21 protein-coding genes and 1 pseudogene are annotated in these 26,080 nt (G+C 71.8%); 13 read left to right on the plus strand and 9 right to left on the minus strand.

Translation table 11 applies throughout. The annotated features are described in order from the left end of the window. Positions 1 to 51 precede the first annotated feature (51 nt). Entirely contained in the window at positions 52 to 1,446 is a 1,395-nt protein-coding gene (locus FHS29_RS13990) for a class II fumarate hydratase (RefSeq protein ID WP_184691062.1), read from the plus strand. Here the strand turns inward: FHS29_RS13990 and FHS29_RS13995 are convergent. Continuing rightward, on the minus strand, positions 1,385 to 2,287 hold the full coding sequence (locus tag FHS29_RS13995; protein ID WP_184691063.1) for a DMT family transporter: 903 nt from the start codon (positions 2,285 to 2,287) through the stop codon (positions 1,385 to 1,387). The genes FHS29_RS13990 and FHS29_RS13995 overlap by 62 nt on opposite strands. Before the next feature lie 47 nt (positions 2,288 to 2,334). On the opposite strand from FHS29_RS13995, the gene pdxR reads away from it, so the two are divergent. From pdxR to FHS29_RS14020, 5 genes are all read left to right on the plus strand, one after another. Next, positions 2,335 to 3,717, plus strand: a complete 1,383-nt coding sequence (gene pdxR / locus FHS29_RS14000) for a MocR-like pyridoxine biosynthesis transcription factor PdxR (protein ID WP_184691064.1) — start codon at positions 2,335 to 2,337, stop codon at positions 3,715 to 3,717. 45 nt (positions 3,718 to 3,762) lie between these two features. After that, positions 3,763 to 5,322 (plus strand): ATP-dependent DNA ligase, encoded by a 1,560-nt coding sequence (locus FHS29_RS14005; RefSeq protein WP_184691065.1) that lies wholly within the window; start codon positions 3,763 to 3,765, stop codon positions 5,320 to 5,322. A gap of 181 nt (positions 5,323 to 5,503) precedes the next feature. Next, positions 5,504 to 6,943 (plus strand): GuaB1 family IMP dehydrogenase-related protein, encoded by a 1,440-nt coding sequence (locus tag FHS29_RS14010; RefSeq protein ID WP_184691066.1) that lies wholly within the window; start codon positions 5,504 to 5,506, stop codon positions 6,941 to 6,943. A gap of 82 nt (positions 6,944 to 7,025) precedes the next feature. Then, a complete protein-coding gene (locus FHS29_RS14015) occupies positions 7,026 to 7,994 on the plus strand; it encodes an ABC transporter ATP-binding protein (RefSeq protein ID WP_184691067.1) in 969 nt (322 codons plus the stop codon). Beyond that, on the plus strand, positions 7,991 to 8,758 hold the full coding sequence (locus FHS29_RS14020; protein ID WP_184691068.1) for an ABC transporter permease: 768 nt from the start codon (positions 7,991 to 7,993) through the stop codon (positions 8,756 to 8,758). The genes FHS29_RS14015 and FHS29_RS14020 overlap by 4 nt, the downstream gene beginning before the upstream one ends. 77 nt (positions 8,759 to 8,835) lie before the next feature. On the opposite strand, the gene phoH2 is transcribed toward FHS29_RS14020, so the two are convergent. Both phoH2 and FHS29_RS14030 read right to left on the minus strand, forming a co-directional pair. Continuing rightward, a complete protein-coding gene (gene phoH2, locus FHS29_RS14025; protein WP_184691069.1) occupies positions 8,836 to 10,125 on the minus strand; it encodes an RNA 5'-3' helicase PhoH2 in 1,290 nt (429 codons plus the stop codon). A 484-nt stretch (positions 10,126 to 10,609) separates the two neighbouring features. After that, positions 10,610 to 11,848 carry a DUF885 domain-containing protein gene (locus FHS29_RS14030; protein WP_184691070.1) on the minus strand — a complete coding sequence of 413 codons (1,239 nt, stop codon included), beginning with the start codon at positions 11,846 to 11,848 and terminating at the stop codon, positions 10,610 to 10,612. Positions 11,849 to 12,076: 228 nt separating this feature from the next. On the opposite strand from FHS29_RS14030, the gene FHS29_RS14035 reads away from it, so the two are divergent. The 4 genes from FHS29_RS14035 to FHS29_RS14050 all read left to right on the plus strand — a co-directional run bounded on the left by FHS29_RS14035 (position 12,077) and on the right by FHS29_RS14050 (position 13,859). Next, entirely contained in the window at positions 12,077 to 12,325 is a 249-nt protein-coding gene (locus FHS29_RS14035) for a hypothetical protein (protein WP_184691071.1), read from the plus strand. Positions 12,326 to 12,487: 162 nt separating this feature from the next. Then, a complete protein-coding gene (locus FHS29_RS14040) occupies positions 12,488 to 12,835 on the plus strand; it encodes a hypothetical protein (protein ID WP_184691072.1) in 348 nt (115 codons plus the stop codon). Positions 12,836 to 13,072: 237 nt separating this feature from the next. Beyond that, entirely contained in the window at positions 13,073 to 13,342 is a 270-nt protein-coding gene (locus FHS29_RS14045; protein WP_184691073.1) for a hypothetical protein, read from the plus strand. 208 nt (positions 13,343 to 13,550) lie between these two features. Beyond that, entirely contained in the window at positions 13,551 to 13,859 is a 309-nt protein-coding gene (locus tag FHS29_RS14050; RefSeq protein ID WP_184691074.1) for a hypothetical protein, read from the plus strand. A gap of 158 nt (positions 13,860 to 14,017) precedes the next feature. On the opposite strand, the gene FHS29_RS14055 is transcribed toward FHS29_RS14050, so the two are convergent. Further along, on the minus strand, positions 14,018 to 14,797 hold the full coding sequence (locus FHS29_RS14055; RefSeq protein ID WP_184691075.1) for an isoprenyl transferase: 780 nt from the start codon (positions 14,795 to 14,797) through the stop codon (positions 14,018 to 14,020). A gap of 133 nt (positions 14,798 to 14,930) precedes the next feature. On the opposite strand from FHS29_RS14055, the gene trhA reads away from it, so the two are divergent. Next, positions 14,931 to 15,557 carry a PAQR family membrane homeostasis protein TrhA gene (gene trhA / locus FHS29_RS14060; protein WP_184691519.1) on the plus strand — a complete coding sequence of 209 codons (627 nt, stop codon included), beginning with the start codon at positions 14,931 to 14,933 and terminating at the stop codon, positions 15,555 to 15,557. A 549-nt stretch (positions 15,558 to 16,106) separates the two neighbouring features. Here trhA and FHS29_RS14065 read toward each other — a convergent pair. From FHS29_RS14065 to FHS29_RS14075, 3 genes are all read right to left on the minus strand, one after another. After that, on the minus strand, positions 16,107 to 17,408 hold the full coding sequence (locus FHS29_RS14065; RefSeq protein ID WP_184691076.1) for a M1 family aminopeptidase: 1,302 nt from the start codon (positions 17,406 to 17,408) through the stop codon (positions 16,107 to 16,109). Positions 17,409 to 17,453: 45 nt separating this feature from the next. Beyond that, positions 17,454 to 18,008 carry an ATP-binding transcription factor AbmR gene (gene abmR, locus FHS29_RS14070; RefSeq protein WP_184691077.1) on the minus strand — a complete coding sequence of 185 codons (555 nt, stop codon included), beginning with the start codon at positions 18,006 to 18,008 and terminating at the stop codon, positions 17,454 to 17,456. Positions 18,009 to 18,132: 124 nt separating this feature from the next. Beyond that, complete coding sequence (locus FHS29_RS14075) at positions 18,133 to 20,100, minus strand: thioredoxin domain-containing protein (protein WP_184691078.1); 1,968 nt, start codon at positions 20,098 to 20,100, stop codon at positions 18,133 to 18,135. 68 nt (positions 20,101 to 20,168) lie between these two features. Here FHS29_RS14075 and FHS29_RS14080 point away from each other — a divergent pair. Beyond that, a pseudogene (locus FHS29_RS14080) lies at positions 20,169 to 20,900 on the plus strand (metallophosphoesterase); the annotation flags it as partial. 15 nt (positions 20,901 to 20,915) lie between these two features. Further along, on the plus strand, positions 20,916 to 24,809 hold the full coding sequence (locus FHS29_RS14085) for a S1 family peptidase (protein ID WP_184691080.1): 3,894 nt from the start codon (positions 20,916 to 20,918) through the stop codon (positions 24,807 to 24,809). Here the strand turns inward: FHS29_RS14085 and FHS29_RS36780 are convergent. Both FHS29_RS36780 and mca read right to left on the minus strand, forming a co-directional pair. Then, on the minus strand, positions 24,806 to 25,123 hold the full coding sequence (locus FHS29_RS36780; protein WP_246440356.1) for a hypothetical protein: 318 nt from the start codon (positions 25,121 to 25,123) through the stop codon (positions 24,806 to 24,808). The two genes, FHS29_RS14085 and FHS29_RS36780, sit on opposite strands and share 4 nt — an antisense overlap. Positions 25,124 to 25,152: 29 nt before the next feature. Beyond that, positions 25,153 to 26,034 carry a mycothiol conjugate amidase Mca gene (gene mca, locus FHS29_RS14095; protein WP_184691081.1) on the minus strand — a complete coding sequence of 294 codons (882 nt, stop codon included), beginning with the start codon at positions 26,032 to 26,034 and terminating at the stop codon, positions 25,153 to 25,155. Positions 26,035 to 26,080 lie beyond the last annotated feature (46 nt).

A 26,080-nucleotide genomic window follows, 5' to 3' on the forward strand; every position in this document is an offset into this window, starting at 1 on the left:
CTGTGCACTCTTTCCGCGCCGAGCAAGGAAAGGTGGTCCAGACTCGGTGGCATGGCTGAACAGGAGTACCGCGTCGAGCACGACACCATGGGCGAGGTCAGGGTGCCGGTCGACGCGCTGTGGCGGGCGCAGACGCAGCGCGCGGTGGAGAACTTCCCGGTGTCCGGGCGGGGGCTGGAACGGTCCCAGATCCGGGCGCTCGGGCTGCTCAAGGCCGCCGCGGCCCGGGTGAACCAGCGGCTGGGCGTGCTGGACGCGGACGTGGCCGGGGCGATCGCCCGCGCCGCGGACGAGGTCGCGGCCGGCGAGCACGACGCGCACTTCCCGGTGGACGTGTTCCAGACCGGCTCCGGCACGTCGTCGAACATGAACGCCAACGAGGTCATCGCGACCCTGGCGACCCAGGCGCTGGGCCGGGACGTGCACCCGAACGACCACGTCAACGCCTCGCAGTCGTCCAACGACACCTTCCCCACCACACTTCGGCTCGCCGCGACCGAGGCCGTGATGACCACCGTGATCCCCGCCCTGGAGCACCTGGCGGGCGTGCTGGAGACCCGGGCCGCCGAGTGGTCCGACCTGGTCAAGTCCGGTCGCACGCACCTGATGGACGCGGTCCCGATCACGCTCGGCCAGGAGGCCGGGGCGTGGGCCGCGCAGGTCCGGTACGGGGCCGAGCGGCTCGCCTCCAGCCTCCCCCGGCTGGCCGAGCTGCCGATCGGCGGGACGGCCGTCGGCAGCGGCCTGAACGCCCCGGAGGGCTTCGGGGCGGCGGTCTCCGCGGAACTCGCGGCGGTCACCGGCCTGCCGCTGATCGAGGCCCGCGACCACTTCGAGGCGCAGGCCACCCAGGACGGCGTGGTGGAGATCTCCGGCCAGCTCCGCGCGACCGCGGTCGGCCTGTTCAAGATCGCCAACGACCTGCGCTGGCTGGGCTCCGGCCCGCGCACCGGCCTGGGCGAGCTGGCCCTGCCCGACCTCCAGCCGGGGTCGTCGATCATGCCGGGCAAGGTGAACCCGGTGATCTCCGAGGCCACCATGATGGTGGTGGCGCAGGTGATCGGCAACGACGCGGCGGTGGCGTTCGCGGGCTCGCAGGGCAACTTCCAGCTCAACGTGATGCTCCCGGTCATCGCCCGCAACGTGCTGGAGTCGGCCCGCCTGCTGGCCGCCGTCGCCCGCCTGCTCGCGGACAAGGTGCTGACCGGCACCGAGCCCCAGGTCGACCGCCTGCGCGAGTACGCCGAGTCGTCCCCGTCCATCGTCACGCCCCTCAACCGCTACCTCGGGTACGAGGAGGCCGCCTCCGTCGCGAAGCAGTCGCTCAAGGAGCGCAGGACGATCCGGGAGGTCGTCCTGGAACGCGGCCACGTGCCCGGCAAGCTCACCGAGGCGCAGCTGGACGAGGCACTGGACGTGCTGCGGATGGCGCGCGGCGGGCGCTGACCCGGCCGCGCAACCCGATCGCACAGCCCAGGGCGACCGTCGTCGCGCCGACCAGCGCGACGACGGTCAGCTCCTGCGCGCCCAACGCCACCGCCGCCACCAGCCCCGCGACCGGCATCAGGCCGATCAGCACCCCGGCCCGGTCCGCCCCCAGCTGCGCGACCGCGAAGTACCACAACCCGAACGCCACCGCGGTGAGCACTGTCCCGAGCACCACCAGCGCCGCGCCCTCCCGCACCGTCGGCACCTGCCACCCGCCGAAGAACGTGCCCAGCACCCCGCCCACGACGGCCGCGATGAAGCAGCACCACGTGGCCACCGCGACGCCGCCCAGCCGCCGCACCACGCCCACCGCGAACAGCGTGAACGAAGCCTCGCCGAGCATGGTCAACACGGCGAGCGCCAGCCCCGGCCCGTGCCAGGCCCCGCCGCCGGACAGCACCACGACCCCGGCGACCACCACCGAGGCCCCCACGACGGCCACCGCGGCGGGCTTCCGGCCGGCCAGCACCGGCGCGACCAGCGCCAGCACCAACGGGCTGGCACCCAGCACGGCCGCCACGAACCCCGGCTCGGCGTACCGCTGCGCGTAGAGCACGCAGGCGTTGAACCCGAGCATCCCGGTGACGACCAGCGCGCACAGCGCCGCCCAGTCACCCCGGGCGGGCACGGCGAGCCGCCCACCGCGCGCCAACGTCCACCCGAGCAGGACGACCCCGCCCAGCGCGTACCGCATGGCCTGGCCGGTGAGCAGCGGATATCCCTGGAGCATGCCGGTCACCGGGACGGAGGCGCCCACGATCACCGAGGTCAGCGCGCCGGATGCGATGGCGATTCTCATGCCGCCCACCCTCACCGACCGGTGGTCCAGGATTAAGCTCCACTTCGATGACCGCCAACTGGACCACTTATCGCGAGCTGCTGCTCCCCGGGCTCACCGGCCGCCGGGCCGTGGAGTCCGAGCTGCGCCGCGCGGTCCGCGACGGGCGGCTCCAGCCGGGCACCAGGCTGCCGTCCAGCCGCGACCTGGCCGACCAGCTCGGCGTCGCCCGGGGCACGGTGACCTCCGCCTACGCCCAGCTCATCGGCGAGGGCTACCTGGTCGCCAAACGCGGCTCCGGCACCACCGTCACGGCGGCGTGCACGTGGCCCAACACGTTCGAGCAGCAGCCCCGGCAGTCGCCGCGCTGGCAGTTCGACCTCAGGCCGGGCGTGCCGGCGCTGAGCGCGTTCCCTCGTGACGAGTGGTTGCAGGCGCAGAAGACCGCGCTGCTCGCGTTGACCACCGATGAACTCGGCTACCCCGACCCGGCGGGCTTCCCGTTGCTGCGCAAGGAACTCGCCGACTACCTCGGCCGGGTGCGGGCGGTCGCGACCCGGCCATCCGAGGTGGTCGTGGTGAACGGGGCCGCCGAGGGCATCTCGTTGCTGGGACGGGTGCTCAAAGCGGCGGGGCACACCGGTGTCGCGATCGAGGAGCCGAGCCACTTCGGCGCGGCCGACATGCTGGCGTCACACGGTCTGGTCATCCGACCGATCCCGGTGGACGACAGGGGCATCCGGGTCGATGAACTGTCCACAACGGACAGTCGCGCGGTGCTCGTCACGGCCGCGCACCAGTTCCCGCTCGGCGTGGTGCTGCACCCGGAACGCAGGCGCGCGCTCCTGGACTGGGCACGCGCTCGCGACGGCCTGGTCATCGAAGACGACTACGACGCCGAACACCGCTACGACCGCCCCGCCATGGGCGCGATGCAGGCGTTGGACCCGACGCGGGTCGTCTACCAGGGCAGCGCCAGCAAGGTCCTGGCACCCGCGTTGCGCCTGGGCTGGCTCGTCCTGCCGCCCGACCTGCGCGACACGATCGTGGAACGCAAACGCCTGGACGACCTCGGCACCGGCACGCTGCACCAGGCGGCGTTCGCGCAGCTGCTGCGGACCGGCGGCTACGACCGCCACCTGCGCCGCACCCGCCAGCTCTACCGGGCCCGCCGGGACGCGCTGCTCGACGCCCTGTCCGACGAACTGCCCGCGTGGACCCCGATCGGCGTGGCCGCCGGCCTGCACGTGGTGCTGCGCCTGCCCGACGGCACCGACGACCTGGCGTTGCAGGAACGCCTGGCCAGACGCGGCGTCAACGCGCCCGCACTGGCCAACTACGCGCGCTCGCCGACGTTCCCCGGCCTGGTGCTGGGCTACGCCGCGCTGACCCCCGACCGCCTCCGGCAGGCCGTCCGGGAGTTGCGGGAAGCCTCCGACCCGCGGCCATGACACCACAAGCGGAAATTGTCGGTGGTCGGGTGCACCATGGTCGACGTGCTGTTCACCGAAGTCGTCGAGACATCCGCCGCCGTGGCGGCGACGCGCTCCCGCCTGGCCAAGGTCTCCGCCCTGGCCGAGCTGGTGCGCCGGATGAGCACGCCCGCGGTCGTGTCGTTCCTGATCGGCGTGCCCAGCCAGGGGCGCATCGGGGCGGGCTACCGCACCGTGTTCGACGTCAAGCCGCCGCCCGCCGCGCAGCCGGAGCTGACGGTGGCCGAGGTGGACCGGGCGCTCGGCGAGTACGCGTCGATCAGCGGCAAGGGCTCGGCGCAGCGGCGGGTCGACGCGCTGACCGCGCTGTTCGGCCGGGCGACCGGGCCGGAGCAGGACTTCCTGCGCCGGCTGCTGACCGGTGAACTGCGCCAAGGGGCCCTCGAAGGGGTGATGCTGGACGCCATCGCGCGGGCGGCCGACGTGCCCGGCGAGGTGGTCCGGCGGGCGTTCATGCTGTCCGGGAAGCTGCCGGAGACGGCGGTGGCGGCGCTGGCGGGTGAAGCGGCGCTGGCGGCGTTCCGGCTGGAGGTCGGCCGGCCGGTCCGCCCGATGCTGGCCTCGCCCGCCGAGTCGCTGCCCGAGGCGCTGGCGGAGCTCGGCGCGTGCGTGGTGGAGCACAAGCTCGACGGCGCGCGCATCCAGGTGCACCGGTCCGGCGACGAGGTCCACGTGTTCACCCGCACCCTGCGGGAGATCACCGCGACCGTCCCCGAACTGGTGGAACTGGTGCGCGGGCTGCCGTGCACGTCCGTGGTGCTGGACGGGGAGACGCTGGCGCTGGCCGACGACGGCAAACCCCGGCCGTTCCAGGAGACGATGAGCCGGTTCGGCGCCCTGCTCGACGCCACCGGGACGCGCGCGTCGGCGGGCAGCACCCGGGACCTGCTGCTCAGCCCGTTCTTCTTCGACTGCCTGCACCTGGACGGCGTCGACCTGCTCGACGAGCCGCTGCGCGACCGCCTGGCCGCGCTGCGCGAGGCGGCGGGCGACCACGTCATACCGGGCGTGGTCGAGCCGGACGAGCAGCGGGCCGCGCAGGAGCTGGACACCGCGCTGGCGGCGGGCCACGAGGGCGTCGTGGTGAAGTCGCTGGACTCGGTGTACGCGGCGGGCAGGCGCGGCCGGTCGTGGCAGAAGGTGAAGCCGGTGCACACCCTGGACCTGGTGGTGCTCGGCGTCGAGTGGGGCAGCGGGCGGCGCAAGGGCCTGCTGTCCAACCTGCACCTGGGCGCCCGCGACCCGGACGGCGGACCGCCGGTGATGGTGGGCAAGACGTTCAAGGGCCTGACCGACGAGCTGCTCGCCTGGCAGACCCGGGAACTGCTGGCCATCGCGACCGACCGGGGCGACTGGGTGGTCGAGGTGCGCCCCGAGCTGGTGATCGAGATCGAGCTGGACGGCGTCCAGGTCAGCCCGCGCTACCCCGGCGGCGTGGCGCTGCGCTTCGCCCGCGTCGTGCGGTACCGGCCGGACAAGGACGCCGCCGAGGCCGACACCATCGACGCGGTCCGGGCACTGCTGCCGAAGGGAGGTGGCCCCGCGGCGACCGCCGAACCCTGATCCCCGACGCACGGTCCGCCCGCCGCGGACCACCCGACAGGGCAGGGTCACTCCTCGTGTCGGGTCATGACGGCCGGTCGTCACCTGGACGATCACCCGACCCGGTGCCGGTTCGCCGCACGCTGTCGGATGTCCGCGGTCGAGGGCGGAACAGGACGACGACGGGTAGTGTCAAGCTCTCGTGCGATTCATCGAAGGGCATCGGCCCAGCTACGACCTGACCTACGACGACGTCTTCCTGGTGCCCGGCCGCTCGGCCGTGGAATCCCGGTTCGGCGTGGACCTGTCGACCTCCGACGGCACGGGGGCGACCATCCCGGTCGTGGTCGCGAACATGACCGCGGTCGCCGGGCGCCGGATGGCCGAGACGGTGGCCCGTCGCGGCGGCCTGGTGGTGCTGCCGCAGGACGTCGCCCCGGACGCGGTGACCGAGATCGTCTCCTGGGTGAAGGAGCGGCACCCGGTCTGGGACACGCCGCTCACCCTGCACCCCGGCGACTCGGTGGCCGACGCCTACAACCTGCTGCACAAGCGGGCGCACGGCGCGGTGGTCGTCGTGGACGACGACGGGCGGCCGGTGGGCGTCGTGGACGAGGACGCCTGCGGCGGTGTCGACCGGTTCACCCGGCTGTTCGACGTCGCGGACGAGCGGATCGTCACGCTGCCGCTGGACACCCCGCCGCGCGAGGTGTTCGACCGGTTGCACGGCGGTGCGCAGAAGGTCGCGCTCGGGGTGGACGCCGACGGGCGGCTGCGGGGCATCATGACGGCGCTGGGCGCGCTGCGCGCCGACGTCTACACCCCGGCGGTGGACGCCGAGGGCAGGCTGCGGGTCGCGGCGGCGATCGGGGTCAACGGCGACGTGCGCGCCAAGGCCGACGAGCTGCTCAAGGCGGGCGTGGACGCGCTGGTCGTGGACACCGCGCACGGGCACCAGGAGAAGATGGTGTCCGCGCTGAGGGCCGTGCGCGAGGCGTCGCCGACGGTGCCGGTGGTGGCGGGCAACGTGGTCACCGCCGAGGGCGTGCGCGACCTGGTCGAGGCGGGCGCGGACGTGGTCAAGGTCGGCGTCGGGCCGGGCGCGATGTGCACCACCCGGATGATGACCGGCGTGGGCCGGCCGCAGTTCTCGGCGGTCGCCGAGTGCGCGGCGCAGGCGCGCGCGCTGGGCAAGCACGTCTGGGCGGACGGCGGGGTGCGGCACCCGCGTGACGTGGCGTTGGCGCTGGCCGCCGGCGCGAGCGCGGCCATGGTCGGGTCCTGGTTCGCGGGCACCTACGAGTCGCCCGGCGACCTGCACCACGACGAGTCGGGCCGGCTGTACAAGGAGTCGTTCGGCATGGCGTCCAAGCGGGCGGTGTCCGCGCGGACCCGGACCGACAACGCGTTCGACCGCGCCCGGAAGGGCCTGTTCGAGGAGGGCATCTCGACCTCCCGGATGCGCCTGGACCCGAACCGCCCCGGCGTGGAGGACCTGCTGGACTCCATCACCGCGGGCGTGCGGTCGGCGTGCACCTACGCGGGTGCGGCGAACCTCGCGGAGTTCCACGACCGGGCGACCCTGGGCATCCAGTCGGCGGCCGGTTTCGCGGAGGGACGTCCGCTGCCCGGCGGCTGGTGAGGGGTCCGCGCAGGACTGTCCCCCGGCTGGTCGACGCGCCGCGGGCCGAAGTCGGTTGCACCGGCTGAATACGCTGGACCGCGTGGACGAAGCCGTGGTGGTGTCGGACCTGGTGAAGGTCTACAAGAACGGTAAGAGGCCCGCCGTGGACGGTCTCGGGTTCACCGTGCGCCGGGGTGAGGTGTTCGGCCTGCTCGGCCCGAACGGGGCGGGCAAGACGACCACCGTGGGGGTGCTGACCACCAGGGTGCGGCCGACGTCGGGCCGAGCCCTGGTGGAGGGCGTCGACGTGGTGGCCGACTCGGAGAAGGCCCGGCGACTGCTGGCGGTCGTCCCGCAGCGCAACAACCTGGACCGGGCGCTGAACGTCCGGCAGAACCTGCTGTTCCACGCCGCCTACCACGGCATCGGCTGCGCCGAGCGCATCAGGCTGGCCGACGAGGTGCTGGTCCGGATGGGTTTGCAGGACCACACCAAGGCCCTGGTCGACACCCTGTCCGGCGGCCAGGCGCAACGGCTGATGATCGCGCGCGCCCTGATGCACCGGCCCAAGGTGCTGTTCCTGGACGAGCCGTCGACCGGTCTCGACCCGCAGGCCAGGCTGTTCGTCCACGAACGGGTGGCGGCGCTGCACGCGGACGGCGTGACGGTGGTGCTGACCACCCATGACATGGACGAGGCGCACAAACTGTGCGACCGGGTCGGCATCGTCGACCACGGCAAGCTGCTGGCGCTCGACTCCCCCACCGCGCTGACCGACACGCTGCCCGGCAGCACGACGCTCAGCGTCACCGTCGGCCTCGACGGCACCGGGCCCGACCCGGTGGACCACGCGCTGTCCGCAGTGGACGGCGTGCAGCGGGTCGAGCGGATCGCCGACGCGGACGGGGCGCACCTGTTCCGCCTCTACACCGACATCGCCCCCGCCGTGGCACTGCCGGACGTCGTGCGCACCCTGGAACGCCTGGACTGCGCGGTGACCGACCTGGCCATCGGCAAGCCGAGCCTGGAAGACGTGTTCATCCACCTGACCGGCCGGGAGCTGCGATGACCGCGCTGCGCACGTTCAACGCCATCATCTGGCGCGACATCTTCGTCACCGGCCGGGAACTGCCCAGCTTCCTCGCGCAGGTGATCATCCAGCCGTTCTTCATCCTGTTCATCTTCGCCAAGGTGCTCGGCGACATCGGTTTCGTGCAGGGTGACTTCGCGGCCGTGCTGCTGCCCGGCATCGTCGCGATGAACGGCTTCCTCGGCGCGCTCCAGAACACCACCCTGCCCCTGGTGCTGGACTTCTCCTGGACCCGCGAGATCGAGGACCGGCTGCTGGCGCCCATCCCGATCCCGCTGGTGGCGGTGGAGAAGATGGTGTTCGGCGCGCTGCGCGGTCTGCTCGCGGCGGTCCTGATGATCCCGATCGGCTTCCTCATGCTGGACGTCACGTGGCCGGTGTCGGGCCTGCCGGTGGCGCTGCTGGTGATCGTCCTGGGCTCGCTGGCGGGCGCGGCGGTGGGCATGGTGATCGGTACCGCGGTGTCGTCCCGGCACATCACCGTGATGTTCGCGGTCATCCTGACGCCACTGCTGTTCACCGGCTCCGCGCAGTTCCCGTGGACCGAACTGGACAACCTGCGGTGGTTCCAGGTGGTGTGCGCGCTCAACCCGCTGACCTACGTCAGCGAGGGCACGCGGGCGGTGCTGGCGCCGCACGTCCCGCACATGCCGCTGTGGGTGTGCTTCGTGGTGCTGGTCGGCTCGATCATCGGCTTCGGCGCGCTCGGGATGCGCGGCTTCATGCGGCGCGCTCTCGACTAGCGGCTCGCGCCGCACAGCGGTGGACAACGGGGAAGGGGGAGCTTTCCGACCGGAAAGCTCCCCCTCCCTTCATCGCGTCAGGAGGCGTAGTCCTCCAGCATCTCGGTCACCAGCGCGGCGATCGGCGAGCGCTCCGAACGGGTCAGCGTCACGTGCGCGAACAGCGGGTGACCCTTCAGCTTCTCGATCACCGCCGCCACGCCGTCGTGCCGGCCGACCCGCAGGTTGTCCCGCTGCGCCACGTCGTGGGTGAGCACCACCCGCGAGTTCGCGCCCAGCCGGGACAGCACGGTGAGCAGCACGTTGCGCTCCAGCGACTGCGCCTCGTCCACGATCACGAACGAGTCGTGCAGCGACCGGCCCCGGATGTGGGTCAGCGGCAGCACCTCCAGCATGCCGCGGTCCATCACCTCTTCCACCACGTCCTGGCTGACCAGCGCGCCGAGGGTGTCGAACACCGCCTGCGCCCACGGCTGCATCTTCTCGCTCTCGGAACCGGGCAGGTAGCCCAGCTCCTGCCCGCCCACCGCGTAGAGCGGGCGGAACACCACGACCTTGCGGTGCTGGCGGCGCTCCATGACCGCCTCCAGGCCCGCGCACAGCGCGAGCGCCGACTTGCCGGTGCCGGCCCGTCCGCCCAGCGAGACGATGCCGACCTCGGTGTCCAGCAGCAGGTCCAGCGCCACCCGCTGCTCGGCGGACCGGCCGTGCACCCCGAACGCCTCGCGGTCGCCGCGGACCAGCCTGATCCGCTTGTCCGGGGTGACCCGGCCCAGCGCGCTCGACGTGCCCGCCAGCAGGCGCAGCCCGCCGTGGCAGGGCAGCTCCGCGACGCGCTCCAGGCCGAACTCGACCGGCTCGACCACGCCGTCCCGGTAGAGCGCGTCCACCACGGACTGGTCGACGTCCACGTCGGACATCCCGGTGTACCCGGACAGCGTCACGTCGTGGGCGCGGTACTCCTCGGCGGGCAGACCCACCGCGCCGGCCTTGACCCGCAGCGGCATGTCCTTGGTGACCAGGGTGACGACGTCGCCGTCGGCCGCGAGGTTGAGCGCGCAGGCCAGTATCCGGGCGTCGTTGGAGTCCGTGCGGAAACCCGCGGGCAGCACCTCCGGGTCGGAGTGGTTGAGCTCGACGCGCAGGGTGCCGCCGTCGTCGCCGATCGGCACCGGGTGGTCCAGGCGTCCGTGCTGGAGCCTGAGGTCGTCGAGCAGACGCAGCGCCTCCCGCGCGAACCAGCCCAGCTCGGGGTGGTGCCGCTTGCCCTCCAGCTCGCTGATCACCACGAGCGGCAGCACGACCTCGTGCTCGGCGAACCGCGTCATGGCCAGGGGGTCGGAGAGCAGCACGGACGTGTCCACCACGTACGTATGGGCGGTCGGCGCGCCACGGCGCCGGGAAGTGCTGCGCGATGAGCCTGAGGAACGGCTCGCGGGTCGTCGTGCGTTCACGGCAACTCCCTCACGAACGCGGCACCCGCGTCCGCTCCTCGCTGGGCCAGGCACTGCCCTGATCGACCGGCGCGTGTCAGACGCGTCGGCCACGAGGGCCGGGTGCCGGCCCCCTCGCGCTCATCGTCGCCGGCGGAACCGGCAGTTCGACAACAGCCACGATCAGGGCCTCCCTGCGCGGTCCGCAGTGGACGCGGTCCGCCAAGTCGGAAGTTACCTCCGCCGGCACCCGGTTTGCAGGCAGCCACACAGGTGATTCGCCAATTCGTCACGTAACCGCAAAACGGCGGAAAGGCCTCCGGAGCGGCTCCGGAGTACGGCAACCGGCCGTCACGTCCCCACCACACGGCGTGGTCCGCGCAGCTCAGCTGCAGTACACCGGCCTGGGTGAGCGCTGCTAGGCACCGTTGTGCGGCAGCCAGGCCACCCCGTCGCGCAGGTCGTCCGCCAAGGCGCGGGGCACCATCGGTTCATCCAAAAGTCTCAGGTAACGCTCAGCCGGTGTCTCAGAAGGTGGACGCAGTTCCAACCAGGACCCGACCAGGCGCGCGCCCTCCACGTAGGTGGTCGTGTAGGCCCGCCACAGGGGGTCGGCCAGGAACCGCAGCATCTGCCGCGCGCGCCGTTCGGGCACCAGCAGCCAGCGCCGCAGGAACGCCACCACGTCGTCCGGCGAGGCCCGCCGGTCGTGCAGCATCAGCGCCGCGTCCTGCCGCACGGCGATCAGCCCGGCGGTCGCCGCTTCGACCCGTTCGGCCTGGTCACCCTCCAGGCGCAGGCCCACGTCGCGCAGGACCAGCTCGGTCCACCGGCCCCAGCCCGGCCCGACCGCCGCGTGCAGGCCCAGCTCCGCCATGCCCTCGGCCATCAGGCACTGCGGGGTGTTGATGACGAAGATCGACTGCTCGGCGTGCCCGCGCTTGCCGACCAGGCCGACCTCCTTGCGGCAGTGCTCGGTGTGGTGGCCGGGGTAGGACTCGTGCGCGACCAGGTGCGGCAGGTTGGACATGCGGTGGCCGAGGTCGGCGTTGACGGCCACCCTGGACCGGAAGTCGCCCAGGTAGTAGTTGAACCCGCTCCACGGCTTGTCCGTGACGATCTCGTACTCCACGACCTCGTGCTCCGGCAGCGCGAAGTGCCGCCGGACCAGGTCGCGCAGGGCGCTGGACAGGGCGTGCACGGCGGCGTCGAGCTTGCGCGGGGGCACCGCGTCGTCCGCGCGGTGGTCGGCCAGCCGCTCGGCCAGCGACCCGCCGCCGGGCAGCACCTCGTCCAGCCGGGCGTGCGCGAGGCGGTAGGCGTCCGGGCTGCCCGGCCGGACGTCGACCTGGAAGTACGCCCGCACCTCGTCCACGAAGGCGACGCGCACCCCGGCGAGCTTGCGGGCGGTGCACTCCAGGGCCGTCAGCTGGGCGTCCAGGAAGCGCTTGCGGGCGGGCTCCAGGTCGCTGCCGACCAGCTCGCGGCGCAGCAGGGACGCGCGCTGGGCCAGCGTGGCGGGGTGCGGCCGGGGCTCGTCGTCCACCGCGCGGCGCAGCGCCCGGTCGCCGGTGTACGAGTCGACCAGGCCGGGGCTGAGCCGGTCCAGGCGCAGCCCGAGCGCCAGGTACTCGCGCACCAGCTCAGCGGCGTCCATAGGGCGGGAAGCCTACGACAACCAGGGCGCACACCAAAGCCGCTCGCGAAACCCGAAAGGCGCAGATTTCCACCGATAGAGGGAAAATAGGGCCGAGATTCCCACTATCGTATGATTCCGCTTAATATCCCACGCATCTTCTGAGTATCGTGCACCACGCGGAAGCCGCAAGATCATGGTCTGGCGAGCTACCGCACGTCGACGATATACATCCAAGGAGACATTCACGTGTACAAGAAGGTGGCCGCGGCGACCGCTATCGCCGCTAGCCTGATGATGCTCGGCTCCCCCGCGTTCGCCGACACCGAGCTGGACCTGACCGAACAGCTCGGTCTGGTGAACACCGACGAGACCGAGATCGTGAGCGACATCAACGCTTGCCACATCGACGTGAACGTCATCGCGGTGCCGGTCCTGTCGAACAACGACCAGGGCTCCTGCTCGAACCCGGACCTCGAGGTCGAGGTCGACGACTGACATAGGCGGTTCCGGTCAATCCGGGGCAGCAACGCCGGGCCGGAGGGGTGGGATCGGGCGAGCGCCACGCGCCGCCCCTCCGGCTCGCGCAGTTCGACGCACCGCAGTTCGGAACCCACGACGGCGGAATGTCGTCGGAACGAAACACAAGGGAGTAGTTGCATGCTGAAGAAGGCCGGCACTTTCACTGCCATCACCGCCGGAATGCTGCTCATGGCCTCCCCCGCCTACGCGGGCGAGCCGGGTGGTTCCGACGACGTCGACTACTTGGTCTCCTCGGCCCGGGACATCGACTCGACCCACCAGATGGGCTTGGTCAACCTGGAGGACTCCGAGGTCCTCAGCGACCTCAACGTCTGCCACCTGGACGTCAACGTCATCGCCGTCCCGATCCTGTCGAACAACGACCAGGGCCACTGCTCGAACCCCGACGTCGAGGTCGACGAGGACCACGACCACGAGGACCACCACCACCACTGGGGCCACGGCTCGGACCACCACGACGACTGAGTTCGCCCCACCGCCAGTCGGCAGAGGCACTACCACAGTCAGCAGTCCGTGACCCAATCACCGATCGGCTAATACCGGAACAGGCGATAGATCACGGACAACGTGTCACACGATGGTGTTACCGAGCCCCGATGCCACGTACTTGCTCGGTAAATTTTCCACCAGAGGGCCCCAGCGTCCGGAGATCCCCGAAGACTCCGGAGAGTACGGGGAAATCCCGACACGAAGGAGATTGAAGTGCTGAAGAAGGCAGGCGCAATCGTCGGCATCGCGGCGGGCCTCATGATGCTCGGTTCCCCCGCGTTCGCGGCCGGTGACGGAGCACACTGGACCAACGGTCCGATCGTGAGCGCGCTCAATGGGAACAACGTGAACGCGGTCGTGGGCGTGTGCGGCAACAACGTCGGCGTCCTCGGCGCCGCGGTGCCGATCAACTCGCCGGTGTTCATCGACAACTGCGCCGCGGGCGGCATTGTCGACGGCGACGACGTCAACGTCAACGGCTGATTACCAACCACGGTCGACAGCACGATTCGTTGACAGGCTGAACTCGACAGGGGCGTCACCGGTGACAACTCCGGTGACGCCCTTGCCGTGTGCCGGCAGCAAGTCCAGCGCAACACCCGCGCATTCACCCGCTCGGGTCGAAATGCGCGTCACTGAACCGGGTCTCGGAGATTTCCGCCGGTCAGACCACTACCGAAGGAGAGCTGACGTGCTGAAGAAGGCAGGTGCTGTCGCCGCCATCGCGGCCGGCTTCATGATGCTCGGCTCGCCCGCGTTCGCCGTCACCGGCGAGCCCGGCGATGCCGGCCACGCCAACGACGGCCACGACGGTCCGCACTGGACCAACGGTCCGATCGTGAGCGCGCTGAACGGCAACAACGTGAACGCGGTCGTCGGCGCGTGCGGCAACAACGTCGGCGTCCTCGGCGCCGCGGTGCCGATCAACTCGCCGGTGTTCATCGACAACTGCGCCGCGGGCGGGATCGTTGACGGCGACGACGTCAACGTCAACGGCTGATCCCCGGCCGGCGGGAGGGGCGTCTCAGCGGGACGCCCCTCCCAACACGTCCGGGGCTCGCGTCCGGGTGCGGGCGTTCTCGCCACCGCGGCCCCGTCGCCGGCCCTGCGGGAACGCCTGCGGGACCGAAGCGGCCCTGCACGTGGTCTCCGGACCTCTCAGGACCCGAAGCGCCGGTGCCGGATCGCGTAGTCGCGCAGGGCGCGCAGGAAGTCCGTGCGGCGGAACTCCGGCCAGTAGGCCTCGCAGAACCAGAACTCGGAGTGCGCCGACTGCCACAGCATGAACCCGGACAGCCGCTGCTCGCCGGACGTGCGGATGAGCAGGTCGGGATCGGGCTGGCCGGACGTGTAGAGGTGCTCGGCGATGTGGTCGACGTCCAACACCTCGGCGAGCTCTTCGATCGTGCCGCCGGACTCGGCGTGCTTCTGCAACAGCTTGCGCACCGCGTCGGCGATCTCCTGCCGGCCGCCATAGCCGACCGCGACGTTGACCTCCAGCCCGGTGCGGCCCCTGGTGCGCAGCGACGCGGCGGACAGCCGGGCGGCGGTCTCGGTCGGCAGCATGTCCATCGCGCCGACGTGCCGGATCCGCCACGGGTTACCCGGTTCGGCGATCTCGTCCACGATGTCCGCGATGATGTCCAGCAGCGGCACCAGCTCCTCCGGGGGCCGGTTCAGGTTGTCCGTGGAGAGCATCCACAGCGTGACGACCTCCACCTCGGCCTCGCGGCACCAGGTGAGCAGCTCCAGGATCTTCCGCGCGCCGGCCCGGTGACCGTGCGCAACGTCGGTGAAACCGGCCTCCTTCGCCCACCGCCGGTTGCCGTCCAGCACCACGCCGACGTGCCGCGGCCGTTGCTTGCCGTCGAGCCATCGGTTGAGGCGGAACTCGTAACCCTTGAGGAGGACGCTCTTGACCCGTTCGCGAAGACCCACGCTGGAAGAGCGTACGCCGGGTGGGCGCGGTCACGCCGTCGTGTGCTGACCGGCTTCCCTACGCTCCCGTAACCTCCAAGAGGTGACCACGTCGACGCGACCCCAGCCGCCGGCACCCGCTCTGCGCCCGCGCATGCGCGGCTGGCTGCACTTCTGGTCCTTCGTGGTGTCGGTGGCGACCGGCGCGACCTTGATCGCACTGGCGGCGTCCACCGTGTCCGCGAAGGCGGCCCTGGCCACCTCCGTCTACGCCGCCACCGTCGTCGGGCTGTTCGGCGTCAGCGCTCTCTACCACCGGGTGAACTGGGTCAGCATCCGGGCACGAACCTGGATGAAACGCCTCGACCACTCGATGATCTTCGTGTTCATCGCCGGCACCTACACCCCCTTCGCCCTGCTCGCGATGCCCCCGTCGACGGGCAACGTGGTCCTGGCCGTGGTGTGGGGAGGTGCCGTGGGCGGCGTGACCCTCAAACTCGCCTGGCCCCACGCCCCGCGGTGGCTGGGTGTCCCGATCTACATCGCCCTGGGCTGGGTAGCCGTCTTCGTGCTACCGGACCTCCTGCACCACGTGGGCGTGGCCGCCCTGGTCCTGCTGCTCGTAGGCGGCCTCCTGTACACGGCCGGCGCCATCTTCTACGCCTCCCGCTGGCCGAACCCCTGGCCCGACGTCTTCGGCTACCACGAGTTCTTCCACGCCGCGACCGTGCTGGCGGCCCTCTGCCACTACATCGCCATCTGGTTCGCGATCTACTCTTGACGCCGCGTCGGTCCAGGCCCCTTCACCTGGCCAAACGCCACACCTTCGAGTGATCAAAACATGAATGGGTACGAAATCAGCCACCAAAACACTCGGTGAGATATCGAATCCGCGCGAACCACCCACCAGTCACTCCCCAGCCCCAGCGCCCCAGACAAGTCAGACACCCCGCCCTCTCGGACAAGCCAGGCGCCCCGCCGTCCCAGGCGGTATAGACGCCCCGCCGACCCCAGACACCCTGCCCGCCCCGCGCAAGGCAGACACTGCCCCGCCTACGCGAGGCAGACGCCCCTCCCACCCTCGCGAGACAGACGCACCCGCCCGCCTCGCACGAGGCAGATGCCCGGCCCTCAGGCGAGACAGACGCCGGACTCGACTGCGAGGTCCTCGTGTGCGAGGTCCTCGTGTGCGAGGTCCTCGTGTGCGAGGTCCTCGTGTGCGAGGTCCTCGTGTGCGAGGTCCTCGTGTGCGAGGTCCTCGCGTGGGAGGTCCTCGCGTGGGAGGCGGGAGTGGGGTGTGTCTCAGGGTGGGCCGGCCGGCGGGTCTGCGTCACTGGCGCCAGCACGCCTGGAGGTGTGCCCAGCTTGCCGTGGTGTGGGCGTGTCGGCGGAAGTAGGTGGTGAGGCCTTGGACCAGTGCTGTGCGGCCGATGGCCTCTTCCACCGCGACGATGCGGGACAGGTGGGCGGCGTAGGGGCGGTCCGGTAAGGGGGCGTTGTCGAGGTCCGACCACGGGCGGCTGCCGGGGACGAGTTCTTCGGTGGCCAGGCGGCTCAGGTAGGTCGCCAGGCCTTCGACCAGCCACGGTTCGGCGTCGACCAGGTTGCCGGACCACTGGTGGGCCACCTCGTGGCTCACCACGGTCGTGGCGTACCTCGGCTCGCGGGTCGCCAGCGCATCGAAGGCGTCGTCGTCGAACAGCACCAGCCCCGCCGACGAGAACGCCAGGGACGGGATGTCCGGCACGAACACCGCCGCGCACGTCCCGTACGGGTACGGGATGCCGAGCAGGTGCTCGAAGTACGTGATGGACCGGGCGAAGAGTTGGGACACCGCCTCGCCGTGGTCGCGTTCGGCGGCTCGGGTCCGCATGGCGTAGACGTTCCCGCCCACCTCCGCCCACGGCCCCACGACGGCCGTGATGGCGTACGGCACGACGGGGGACGTGGTGTCGCTCGTGAGCACCGAAGCGTCGGGCGCGTTGATGTTCATCGTGACGGCACCGCGCAGGTTCGGCTCGAAGCAGGCGAAGCTGCGCTGGGTCCAGTTCGGGTAGTGGTAGGTGTACAGGTACGTGTCGCCGTCCACGGTCGCCCGGCGGAAGCCATGGTCTTCGGCGTACGCGAAATCGGCGTCGACCTCCAGCACGTTGTCGTCGGGCCCGTGCAAGGCCGCACCCGCGTGCGAGAACCCGGTCGCGTGTGAACTGTCGGCGGTGTGCAAGCCGTCGGCGGTGTGCGACGGCTCGGCCGTGGACAACGGCCCGGTCGCAGGCAACGGCCCCGCTGCGGGCGACGGCCCGGTCGCGGGCAACGGCTCGGCGGTGCGCAACGGTCCGGTCCCGCCCAAGGGCTCGGTCGCGGACAACGGCTCGGTCGTGTGTAAGCCGTCGGCAGCGTGTAGGGGCTCGGCGCTGCGCGAGGGCTGGGCCGCGTGCGAGTCGTCGGGCGTGCGCAAGGCCAGCCGGGAGCCGTCCCACGGCACGTCGCGGCCGTTCAGCGTCGCCCGACGGACCTGCACCGCCGCGAGTTCCGCGTGCGACCGCTTTCCGTTGAACCGCAACGAAGTCCGACCGCGGAACGTCGCCGCCGTCGGGTCGAGGTCCCACGTGATGTCGTACGAAATAGTCATGATCCCCCCGACCCTCGAAGCTACCGCAGCCGCGGGGGATCAACATCAAGCCAGGTCAGGCCCCTGCGCACGCAGGTCGTCCACGCGGGTCATGGCTTCCCGCAGTTCGGTCAGCCAGCTGTCCGCGTGTTCGCCGACCAGCCGCACCGCCCACGCCAGCGCCTCCGAACGCGACCGCGCCACCCCCGCCGCCACCAGGGTGTCCAGCACCTTGCGCTCCGGCTGCCGCAGCCTCGTCATCACCGGCACGGACAGCGTGGTGAACAGCTCGGTCGTGCCACCCAGCGCGGCACCCCACGCCACCTTGCGGCGGTAGCGGTGTTCGGCCTGGCGGGCTATCTCGATCCGCGCCTCGCGGGTCTCCTCGCGGAAGCGGCTGATCCGCCCCGCTTCGGCCGCGGAACGTTCCGCCTCGTCGGCGAACGTGCCCTCCAGCGGCGGGAGTTCGCCCACCACCAGGATCTCCTCACGGTCGACGGTGACCGTCGGTGCCTCGGTGAACCAGCCGGCGGGCAGCCGCCCGGTGAACCAGGCCGCCGCGTCGTCGGCCGGTGGCTGGTCACCTTGCGGCCGGCCGTGTCCGCCCCATCCACGTCGCATCAGAACCACCTCGATTACATGATTACGTTGATGCTGACGCTACGCCGGTTACAAGCGGGCACAAGCGGCGTTCGCTACGGGTGAAGAGCCCCCGACCCGCTACCGGTGAAGGACCCTGATCCGGCTACCGGTGAAGGGCTCCGACCAGCTCGTCCACCGTCGTCACGGGCCGGTCGCACACGTAGCCCCGGCACACGTACGCCGCCGGCGCACCCCCGACCAACGGGCGGTCGGCCAGCAGCGGCGCGGAGTCCGGCGAGCCGGCCACGACCACCCCGCCGCCGTGCACGCCCTGCCACGCCGCAGACACCAACTCGGGCGACGAACCGACCACGGCCACCTGGACGGGTCCGAGCGCGAGAGCTTCCGCGACGCTCAGCCAGTGGCCCGCGAACCGGGGTTCACGGGCGGCCAGCAGGCCGGCGCGGGACACGGCGGCTTCGGCGGCCGACCGGTACTCCGCCTGCCGCGGCGCGCCCAGCACCGACGCGGTCAGCAGCGCGGACGCCAGCGACGACGCGCCGGACGGGCTGGCGTTGTCGGACGGGTCGGAAGGCCGCTGCACCAGTGCTTCCGCGTCGTCCGCCGTGTCGTAGTACACGCCGGGCTCGTCGCCGGCGAACCGTTCCAGCGCGGTGTCCAGCAGCGCGCTCGCGACAGTCAGCCAACGGGCGTCCCCGGTCGCCTGGTGCAGGGCGAGCAGGCCGTCGGCGAAACAGCCGTAGTCCTCCAGCACCCCGGCCGCGGTGCCGGCCACGCCGTTGCGGGAGGTACGCAGCAGCCGCCCGTCGACCAGGTGCACGTCCAGCAGCAGGTCGGCCGCCCGCTCGGCCGCCGCCACCCAGCGCGGCTCGCCGAACACCGCGCCCGCCTCGGCCAGTGCCGCGATCGCCAGCCCGTTCCACGCCGTCACGACCTTGTCGTCACGGCCGGGCTGCGGCCGGAGTTCCCGCGCCGCCAGCAGCTTCGCCGCGATCTCCGGGTCGGGCGCGCCGAGCATCCGCAGGGTCGACGAACCGTGCTCGAACGTGCCGTCTTCCGTCACGCCGTAGAGCACCGCGGCCCGAGCGCCCTCCGCCTCCCCCAGCACCTCGGCGAGCTGCGCGGGCGTCCACACGTAGGTCAGCCCTTCGACGCCCTCGGTGTCGGCGTCCAGCGACGCGGCGAACCCGCCTTCGGCCGTCCCCAACGACCGCAGCAGGAACTCGGCCGTCTCGCGCACGACCTGCCGGTACCGCTCGGATTCGTCGCGGCGGCTCAGGTGCGCGTAGACGCGGAGCAGCAAGGCGTTGTCGTACAACATCTTCTCGAAGTGCGGCACCACCCAGCCCGCGTCCACGCTGTACCGCGCGAACCCGCCGGCCAACTGGTCGTACAGGCCGCCGTTCGCCATCGCGTCGCAGGTGGCGCGCACCATCGACAGCGCCTCGACCGACCCGGTCCGCTCGTGGTTGCGCAGCAGGAACTCCAGCACCATCGACGGCGGGAACTTCGGCGCGTTGCCGAACCCGGCGTGCGCGCGGTCGAAGTGCCCGAGCAGCGACACGACCGCGCCCTCCAGCACATCGGAGTCCACTGTGGACTGCGGCAGCGGCTTGAACGCGAGCTGGGACACGATCGCGGCGGCGGACTCGCGCACCTCGTCGCCCTGCTCGTGCCACGCGTGCGTGATCGCCTCCAGCACCTGCCGGAACGCCGGGATCCCCGGCCTCGGCACGGGCGGGTAGTAGGTGCCCGCGTAGAACGGCTCGCCGTCGGGGGTGAGGAAGCACGTCATCGGCCAGCCGCCGTGCCCGCTCAACGCCTGCGTGACCGCCATGTACACCGCGTCGACGTCCGGCCGCTCCTCCCGGTCGACCTTCACGTTCACGAAGTGCTCGTTCATGTACGCGGCGGTCACGTCGTCCTCGAACGACTCGTGCGCCATGACGTGGCACCAGTGGCAGGCCGCGTAGCCGACGGACAGCAGCACCGGGACACCCCGTTCCCGCGCTTCCGCGAACGCCTCCGGCGACCACGGGTGCCAGTCGACCGGGTTGTCGGCGTGCTGGAGCAGGTACGGGCTGGTCGAGGACGCGAGCCGGTTCGTCATGGCTCCACAGTAATTCCCACCCGCCCCGGGGACCGTTCGACCAGACTGGAGGCATGGAGATCGCCGACCCCCGACCGAACGACCTGCGCCACGAGACCGGACCGTTCGACGTCATCGGCGACGTGCACGGCTGCCACACCGAACTGGTCCACCTGCTGCGCGACCTGGGCTACCGGGTGGAACCGGACGGCGCGCACCACCCGGACGGCCGCACGGCGCTGTTCGTCGGCGACCTGGTCGACCGGGGCCCGGACACACCGGCCGTGCTGCGGCTGGTGATGGGCATGGTCAAGGCCGGCACGGCGTTCTCGGTGCGCGGGAACCACGAGGAGAAGCTGGTCAAGGCGCTCAAGGGCCGCGACGTCGAGGCCAACCACGGCCTGGAGAGGTCCCTGGCGCAGCTGGCGGGTGAGACGCCCGGGTTCCGCCGGGAGGTGCTGGACTTCTGCGACTCCCTGGTGCCGCACTACGTCCTGGACGGCGGGCGCCTGGTCATCGCCCACGCCGGGCTGCCCGAGCGCTACCACGGCGTGGAGTCCGCGCGGATGCGGAGCCTGGCCCTGTGGGGCGTCGGCACCGGCGAACTCGACGCGCGCGGTTTCCCCGTCCGCCACCCCTGGGCGGACGACTACCAAGGTGCCGCGACCGTCCTCTATGGACATACGCCGATCGAGGACCCGCAGTGGGTCAACGGAACACTGTGCCTGGACACCGGCTGCGTGTTCGGCGGCAGGCTGACCGCCCTGCGCTACCCGGAACGCGAGCTGGTCTCCGTCCCGGCGCGCCGCACCTGGTACGAGCAGTAGGCTCCGCTGGTGCGTGCGAGCTTCCGCGAGCGCCCGCCCTGGCTGGCGCGGGTGGGCAGGGTGGGCGCGGGTGTGCTGATCGCCCCCGACCTGGTGCTGACCTGCGCGCACGTGGCGACGTCCGACGAACTCCCGGTCAGCCTGGTGCACCACGGCCACGCTTCGTCCGGCCGGGTGGAGGTCCGCGTCCCGATCGCGGACGACGACGGCGGCGACCTGGCCGTGCTGCGCCTGACCGAACCGGTGCCGAACGCGGTGGTCGCCCCGCTCCGGGCTCCCGCCGCGTTGAGCGACCACGACTACCTCGTGCAGGGCTTCGCGGCCGACCGCCACACCGAGTCGCGCGGCAAGCTCGGCGGTCGCGTCGGCCCCGGCTGGGTGCAGCTCGACGGCACCTCGGGTCAGCCCGTGGACCAGGGCTTTTCCGGCGCACCGGTGTGGGACGACACGATCGGCGCGGTCGTCGGCATCGTCGTGATGGCCCAGAGGTCGACCCGCTGGGGCGCGCTCATCCCGGTCGAGGAGATCGTCCGCCTGTGGCCCGAGGCGGTGCGCTACACCGGCTGGCGGCTCGACCTGGACGACGCGTTCGACACCCACTGGCTCCCGCGGGCACGAGGCGTCGAGCCGCACGAACCCACCGACGTGTGGCACTTCGTCGGCCGGCACCGGGCGCTGGACGACCTCGCGACCTACCTCCGGGAACCGGGCGACGGCCGGGTCAGAGCGGTCATCGGCACGCCGGGCAGCGGCAAGAGCGCGGTACTCGCCCGGACCGTCGTGCTGGCCGACCGGATCACCGCGGCCCTCGTGCCGCCGGACAGCCTGTCCCCCGACGTGTCACTGCCCCCGGTGGGCAGCGTCACGGTGGCCGTCCACGCCCGGGGCAGGACCCTGCCGCAGGTCGTGCGCGCGATCGCCGACGCCGCCGAAGTCGAAGCCGCCGACCAGGTGCGGCTGGTGCAGCGCTGCGGCCCGATCACCGTCGTGCTCGACGCCCTGGACGAGGCGGCGGGCGACGACCCGGTCGCCATCGCCACCATGCTCAACCGGCTGGCCTCCGACCCGAAGCGGCACGTGATCGTCGGGACCAGGGTCGGCGCGCGGGGTTCGACCACGAACATCCTGCTCAACCGGCTGGCCGACCCCGTCGTGCTGGATCTCGACTCCCCCGCCTACCTGGACCACGACGACGTGGTGAGGTACGCGGAACGCCGCCTCGGCGACCGGACCGGGGCCGCGGCCATCGCCGACCGCGCCAAGGGCAACTTCCTGATCGCCCAACTCGCCGCCATGACCGCGCTGAGCGGCGGGGTCAGCCTCGCGACCACCGTCGGCATGGCCGTCGACGAGTACCTGGACGTGCGTTTCGAACGCCCCCGGCAGGTCCGTGAACTGCTGCTGCCCCTGGCTTTCGCGCAAGGCGCGGGGCTCACCGAGGGCCCGCTCTGGCTGGCCCTCGCCAACGCCCTCAGCGTCGCCGATCACACACCGCGCGACCTGCGCGAGGTGCTCAGGTCGGCGGCCAGCTACCTGGTCGAGCAGACCGGCCGGCACTACCGCCTGTTCCACCAGGCCCTGGACGACACGTTCCGCGAGGAGCACGGGGGCCACGAGCCGGAACAGGTCGTCTACCGGACCCTGCGCGGCCTGGTCACCACGTGGGCCGACGCCCCGGACTACATCCGCACCCACCTGGCCGCCCACGCCGTCGCCGCCGGCCGCCTGGACGAGCTGGTGGAAGACCTCGGCTTCATGGTCGCCGCCGACCCGGAACGGATCATCCCCCACCTGCCGCACGTCACCACGGACCGCGCCAAGCTCATCCGCCACGTCTACCGGCGCGCGGCCCACGGTTTCCACGGCGACACCGGCCACCGCGCCGCGTACTTCTGCCTGGTGGCCCGCCAGACCGGCTGCGGCCACCTGGCCGACGAGGTGACCGAGCGGACGCCGTGGCAGGCCGACGTCCTCGCCTGGGCGCGGGAGGACGGCCAGCAGGTGCTGCTGCAACTGCCGATGCTCTCCGACGTGGGACTGTGGTTGGACGCCCACGGCAACCCGGCCGCTCTGGCGGACGACCCGAACACCAACGGTGACGTGGTGCTCTACCGGTTCCGGGACTACCGCCTGGTGGAAGCCGACCGGCTGACCTTGTCCCACGGCTACTCGGGCTTCCGCGCGCACGTCCACCGCGTGACGGAGGACGGCCGGGAGTTCGGCCTCACCGTCGACGGCGACGGAGTGCTGCACCGCTGGTCGTTCACCGGCGGCCTGCGGATGACCGGCGCCGTGCCGCTCGGGCCGGAGCGCGCCCGGTGGGACGCCGACGCGGTGGCCACCCCCGACGGCAGGCTGCTCGCGGTGATCGCGCACCAGCGGGTGGTGCACGTCGTGGACTGGACCGCCGACCAGCCGAAGGTGCTGCACTGGTTCGAGGCCGGCTCCGCCACGGAGGACGACGGCAAACCCGGTGCCGCGATCGCGGTCCACGCCGGCGAGGTCCACGTGGCGCACTTCGACGGACTGCTGGTGCGGCTGCGGGTGCTGCGCGACGGGGTTTTCGCCGAGGTGGGCGAGCCGGTCGACGACCACCGGTACAACCCGGCCGTGGTCCGCTTCGTCCCGCGCCCGGACGGGACGCTCCTGCTGCTCAGCGCGTCCGGCAGCGGGCTGCGCCGCTCGACCGTGTCGGACGGCGGGCTCACCGGCACCGAACCCGTCCGCGCCCAGCCCACGTCGATCGCGTCGGCCGTCCTGCCGAACGGACGGGTGGCGGTGGCGGCCGGGGTGGTGGGCGGCGACGTGGCGGTGTTCGACGTGACCGACGGACTCGTCCCGCTCGGCGAGCCGCGTCGGGCCCACCGGCTGTCGGCGGACGAGGTGGTCGTCGGCATCGGCCCGTGGGGAAAGCCCGTGGTGCTCAGCTACGGCCACGACCGGCACGTCCGGATGTGGGACCTGGACCACGCCGACCAGGCGCCCGGCGAGGTGACCGAACTACCGGAGCTGTTCTACGGCACCGTCCACCTCGCTCTGGTCGACGGGACCACCGTGGTCGCCGCGATGCAGCAGTACGACCGGCTGGCGCTGATCCCGGTGACCGACCGGCTCACGGTGGGCGGCACGGAGCCCTACGACCGGCTGACGGTCACCGCGGTCGGGCGCCGGCAGCCGCTCGCGGTGACCGGCGACGAGTCGGGGCGGCTCGACGTGTGGCGGGCGACCGCGACCGGTCCGGAGCACCTTGCTGCCCACGAACTGCCCGGCGGGTGGAAGCACAACCGCGCGGGGGACGTGGTGCAGGACGACGAGGGCCTGCTGGTCGTGCTGCTGGGACCTGGTGACACCGGCTGGTGGTGGCTTCGGCACGACGGCACCGCCTGGCACCGGACGGTCGATCCGATCGACCACTACAACCTGGTCGAGCAGCTGCTGCTCTACCGGAGCGCCGCCGGCAGGCGGGCGCTGGTGATCGGCGACCGGACGGAGATCCTGGCGCCCGGCGCCCGCCTGGCCCGGCTCACCGCGATGCGGTCCACGGACACGGCGGACATCGGCGAGGCCGGTGGCGAACCGGTCGCGGTCGTCGGCGGCATCGCGGCGTTCTGCCTCTACTCGCTGGCCGCGGACGACTTCGTGCCGTGGAGCAAACCCTGGCAACGCGACCTGGACATCAAACCGCAGGTCGCGGTCACCTTCCCGACCGCGGCACGGGCCCTGGTCGCCGCCGGCTCGAACGACGGCCGGCTGTGGGTCTGGTCGTGCGCGCGGGGCGGATCGCCGACCGAACTCGCGGTGATCCGGCTTGACAAGCCGATCAGGGCCCTGATCTGGACGGATGACCGCGAGTTGGTCGTCTGGTGCGAGAAGGGCGTGGTGAAGCTGGCGGGCTTCGGCTAGTCCCCGGTCTTCTTCCCGGCGGTGTTCTTCCCCGAGACCCTCTTCCGGGCGGTCTGCTCCCGAGCGGTCTTCTCGTGGGCGGTCTTCGTGGCCGGGGTCGACTCCACCACCGGGGTGGAGTCCACCGCCGCGGTCTCCTCCGGCGGGTCGAACGAGGCCGGCAGCTTCCGCAGGTGCTTGTTCATCGACTTCACCAGGAAGAACACCGCGATGAAGAACAGCACCAGGATCAGCAGGCCCAGCGGGGAGGACTTGCCGAAGTCCTCCTGCTGGCCGCCGGGGTCCTTGGTGGTGGAGGGCTGCACCAGCACCATCGCCGTCGTCTGGCCCCAAGGGACCGGGTTCACGCCGTCACCTTCTCCCGCACGCCCGCGAACAGGTCGTCCTCGGGCAACGTGCTGTCGACCAGCGAGCGCGCCAGCTCGTACTCCTCGGTCGGCCACACGGCGCGCTGCATCTCCAGCGGCACGGCGAACCAGCGGCTGGTGGGGTCGATCTGGGTCGCGTGGGCCTTGAGGGCCTCGTCGCGCTGCGGGAAGTAGTCGGCGCACTCGACGCGGGTGGTGACGCGTTCGATCACGTCGGGCTTGTCGGCGTCCCAGCCCGCCAGCCACTCGGCGTACGGGGACTCCTGGCCCTGCGCCAGCAGCGCCTCGTGGAACGCCAGCAGCTTGGCGCGGGAGAAGCCGTGCGAGTAGTACAGCTTCAGCGGCTGCCACGGCTCGCCCGTCCCGGGGTAGCGCTCCGGGTCGCCGGCGGCGTCGAACGCGGCGACGGACACCTCGTGGCAGCGGATGTGGTCGGGGTGCGGGTAGCCGCCGTTCTCGTCGTAGGTGACGATCACGTGCGGGCGGAACTCGCGGATCGCCCGGACCAGCGGCGGGACGGACTCCTCCAGCGGCACGAGCGCGAAGCAGCCCTCGGGCAGCGGGGGCAGCGGGTCGCCCTCGGGCAGCCCGGAGTCCACGAAGCCCAGCCAGCGGTGCTCGATGCCCAGGATCTCGGCGGCGCGCGCCATCTCGGCGCGCCGGATCGCGGCCATGTCGGCCAGCACCTCGGGGCGGTCCATGGCGGGGTTCAGGATGCTGCCCGCCTCGCCCCCGGTGCAGGTCACGACCATTACCTGGTGGCCCTCGGCCACGTAGCGCGCCATCGTGGCGGCGCCCTTGCTCGACTCGTCGTCGGGGTGCGCGTGCACCGCCATCAGGCGCAGCTTCTCAACCATGACGGTGGTGGTCCTCCTTGGCCCCTGCCGAACGGAGCCCCCTCGG

Source organism: Saccharothrix tamanrassetensis (genome assembly GCF_014203665.1).
GTDB classification, from domain to species: domain Bacteria; phylum Actinomycetota; class Actinomycetes; order Mycobacteriales; family Pseudonocardiaceae; genus Actinosynnema; species Actinosynnema tamanrassetense.

Excerpts from the sequence above, each read along its gene's own strand:
- FHS29_RS13990 (WP_184691062.1), top strand. The coding sequence starts at position 52 with ATGGCTGAACAGGAGTACCGCGTCGAGCACGACACCATGGGCGAGGTC.
- FHS29_RS13995 (WP_184691063.1), bottom strand. The coding sequence starts at position 2,287 with ATGAGAATCGCCATCGCATCCGGCGCGCTGACCTCGGTGATCGTGGGC.
- pdxR (WP_184691064.1), top strand. The coding sequence starts at position 2,335 with ATGACCGCCAACTGGACCACTTATCGCGAGCTGCTGCTCCCCGGGCTC.
- FHS29_RS14020 (WP_184691068.1), top strand. The coding sequence starts at position 7,991 with ATGACCGCGCTGCGCACGTTCAACGCCATCATCTGGCGCGACATCTTC.
- FHS29_RS14030 (WP_184691070.1), bottom strand. The coding sequence starts at position 11,848 with ATGGACGCCGCTGAGCTGGTGCGCGAGTACCTGGCGCTCGGGCTGCGC.
- FHS29_RS14040 (WP_184691072.1), top strand. The coding sequence starts at position 12,488 with ATGCTGAAGAAGGCCGGCACTTTCACTGCCATCACCGCCGGAATGCTG.
- trhA (WP_184691519.1), top strand. The coding sequence starts at position 14,931 with ATGCGCGGCTGGCTGCACTTCTGGTCCTTCGTGGTGTCGGTGGCGACC.
- FHS29_RS14065 (WP_184691076.1), bottom strand. The coding sequence starts at position 17,408 with ATGACTATTTCGTACGACATCACGTGGGACCTCGACCCGACGGCGGCG.
- abmR (WP_184691077.1), bottom strand. The coding sequence starts at position 18,008 with ATGCGACGTGGATGGGGCGGACACGGCCGGCCGCAAGGTGACCAGCCA.
- FHS29_RS14075 (WP_184691078.1), bottom strand. The coding sequence starts at position 20,100 with ATGACGAACCGGCTCGCGTCCTCGACCAGCCCGTACCTGCTCCAGCAC.
- FHS29_RS36780 (WP_246440356.1), bottom strand. The coding sequence starts at position 25,123 with ATGGTGCTGGTGCAGCCCTCCACCACCAAGGACCCCGGCGGCCAGCAG.
- mca (WP_184691081.1), bottom strand. The coding sequence starts at position 26,034 with ATGGTTGAGAAGCTGCGCCTGATGGCGGTGCACGCGCACCCCGACGAC.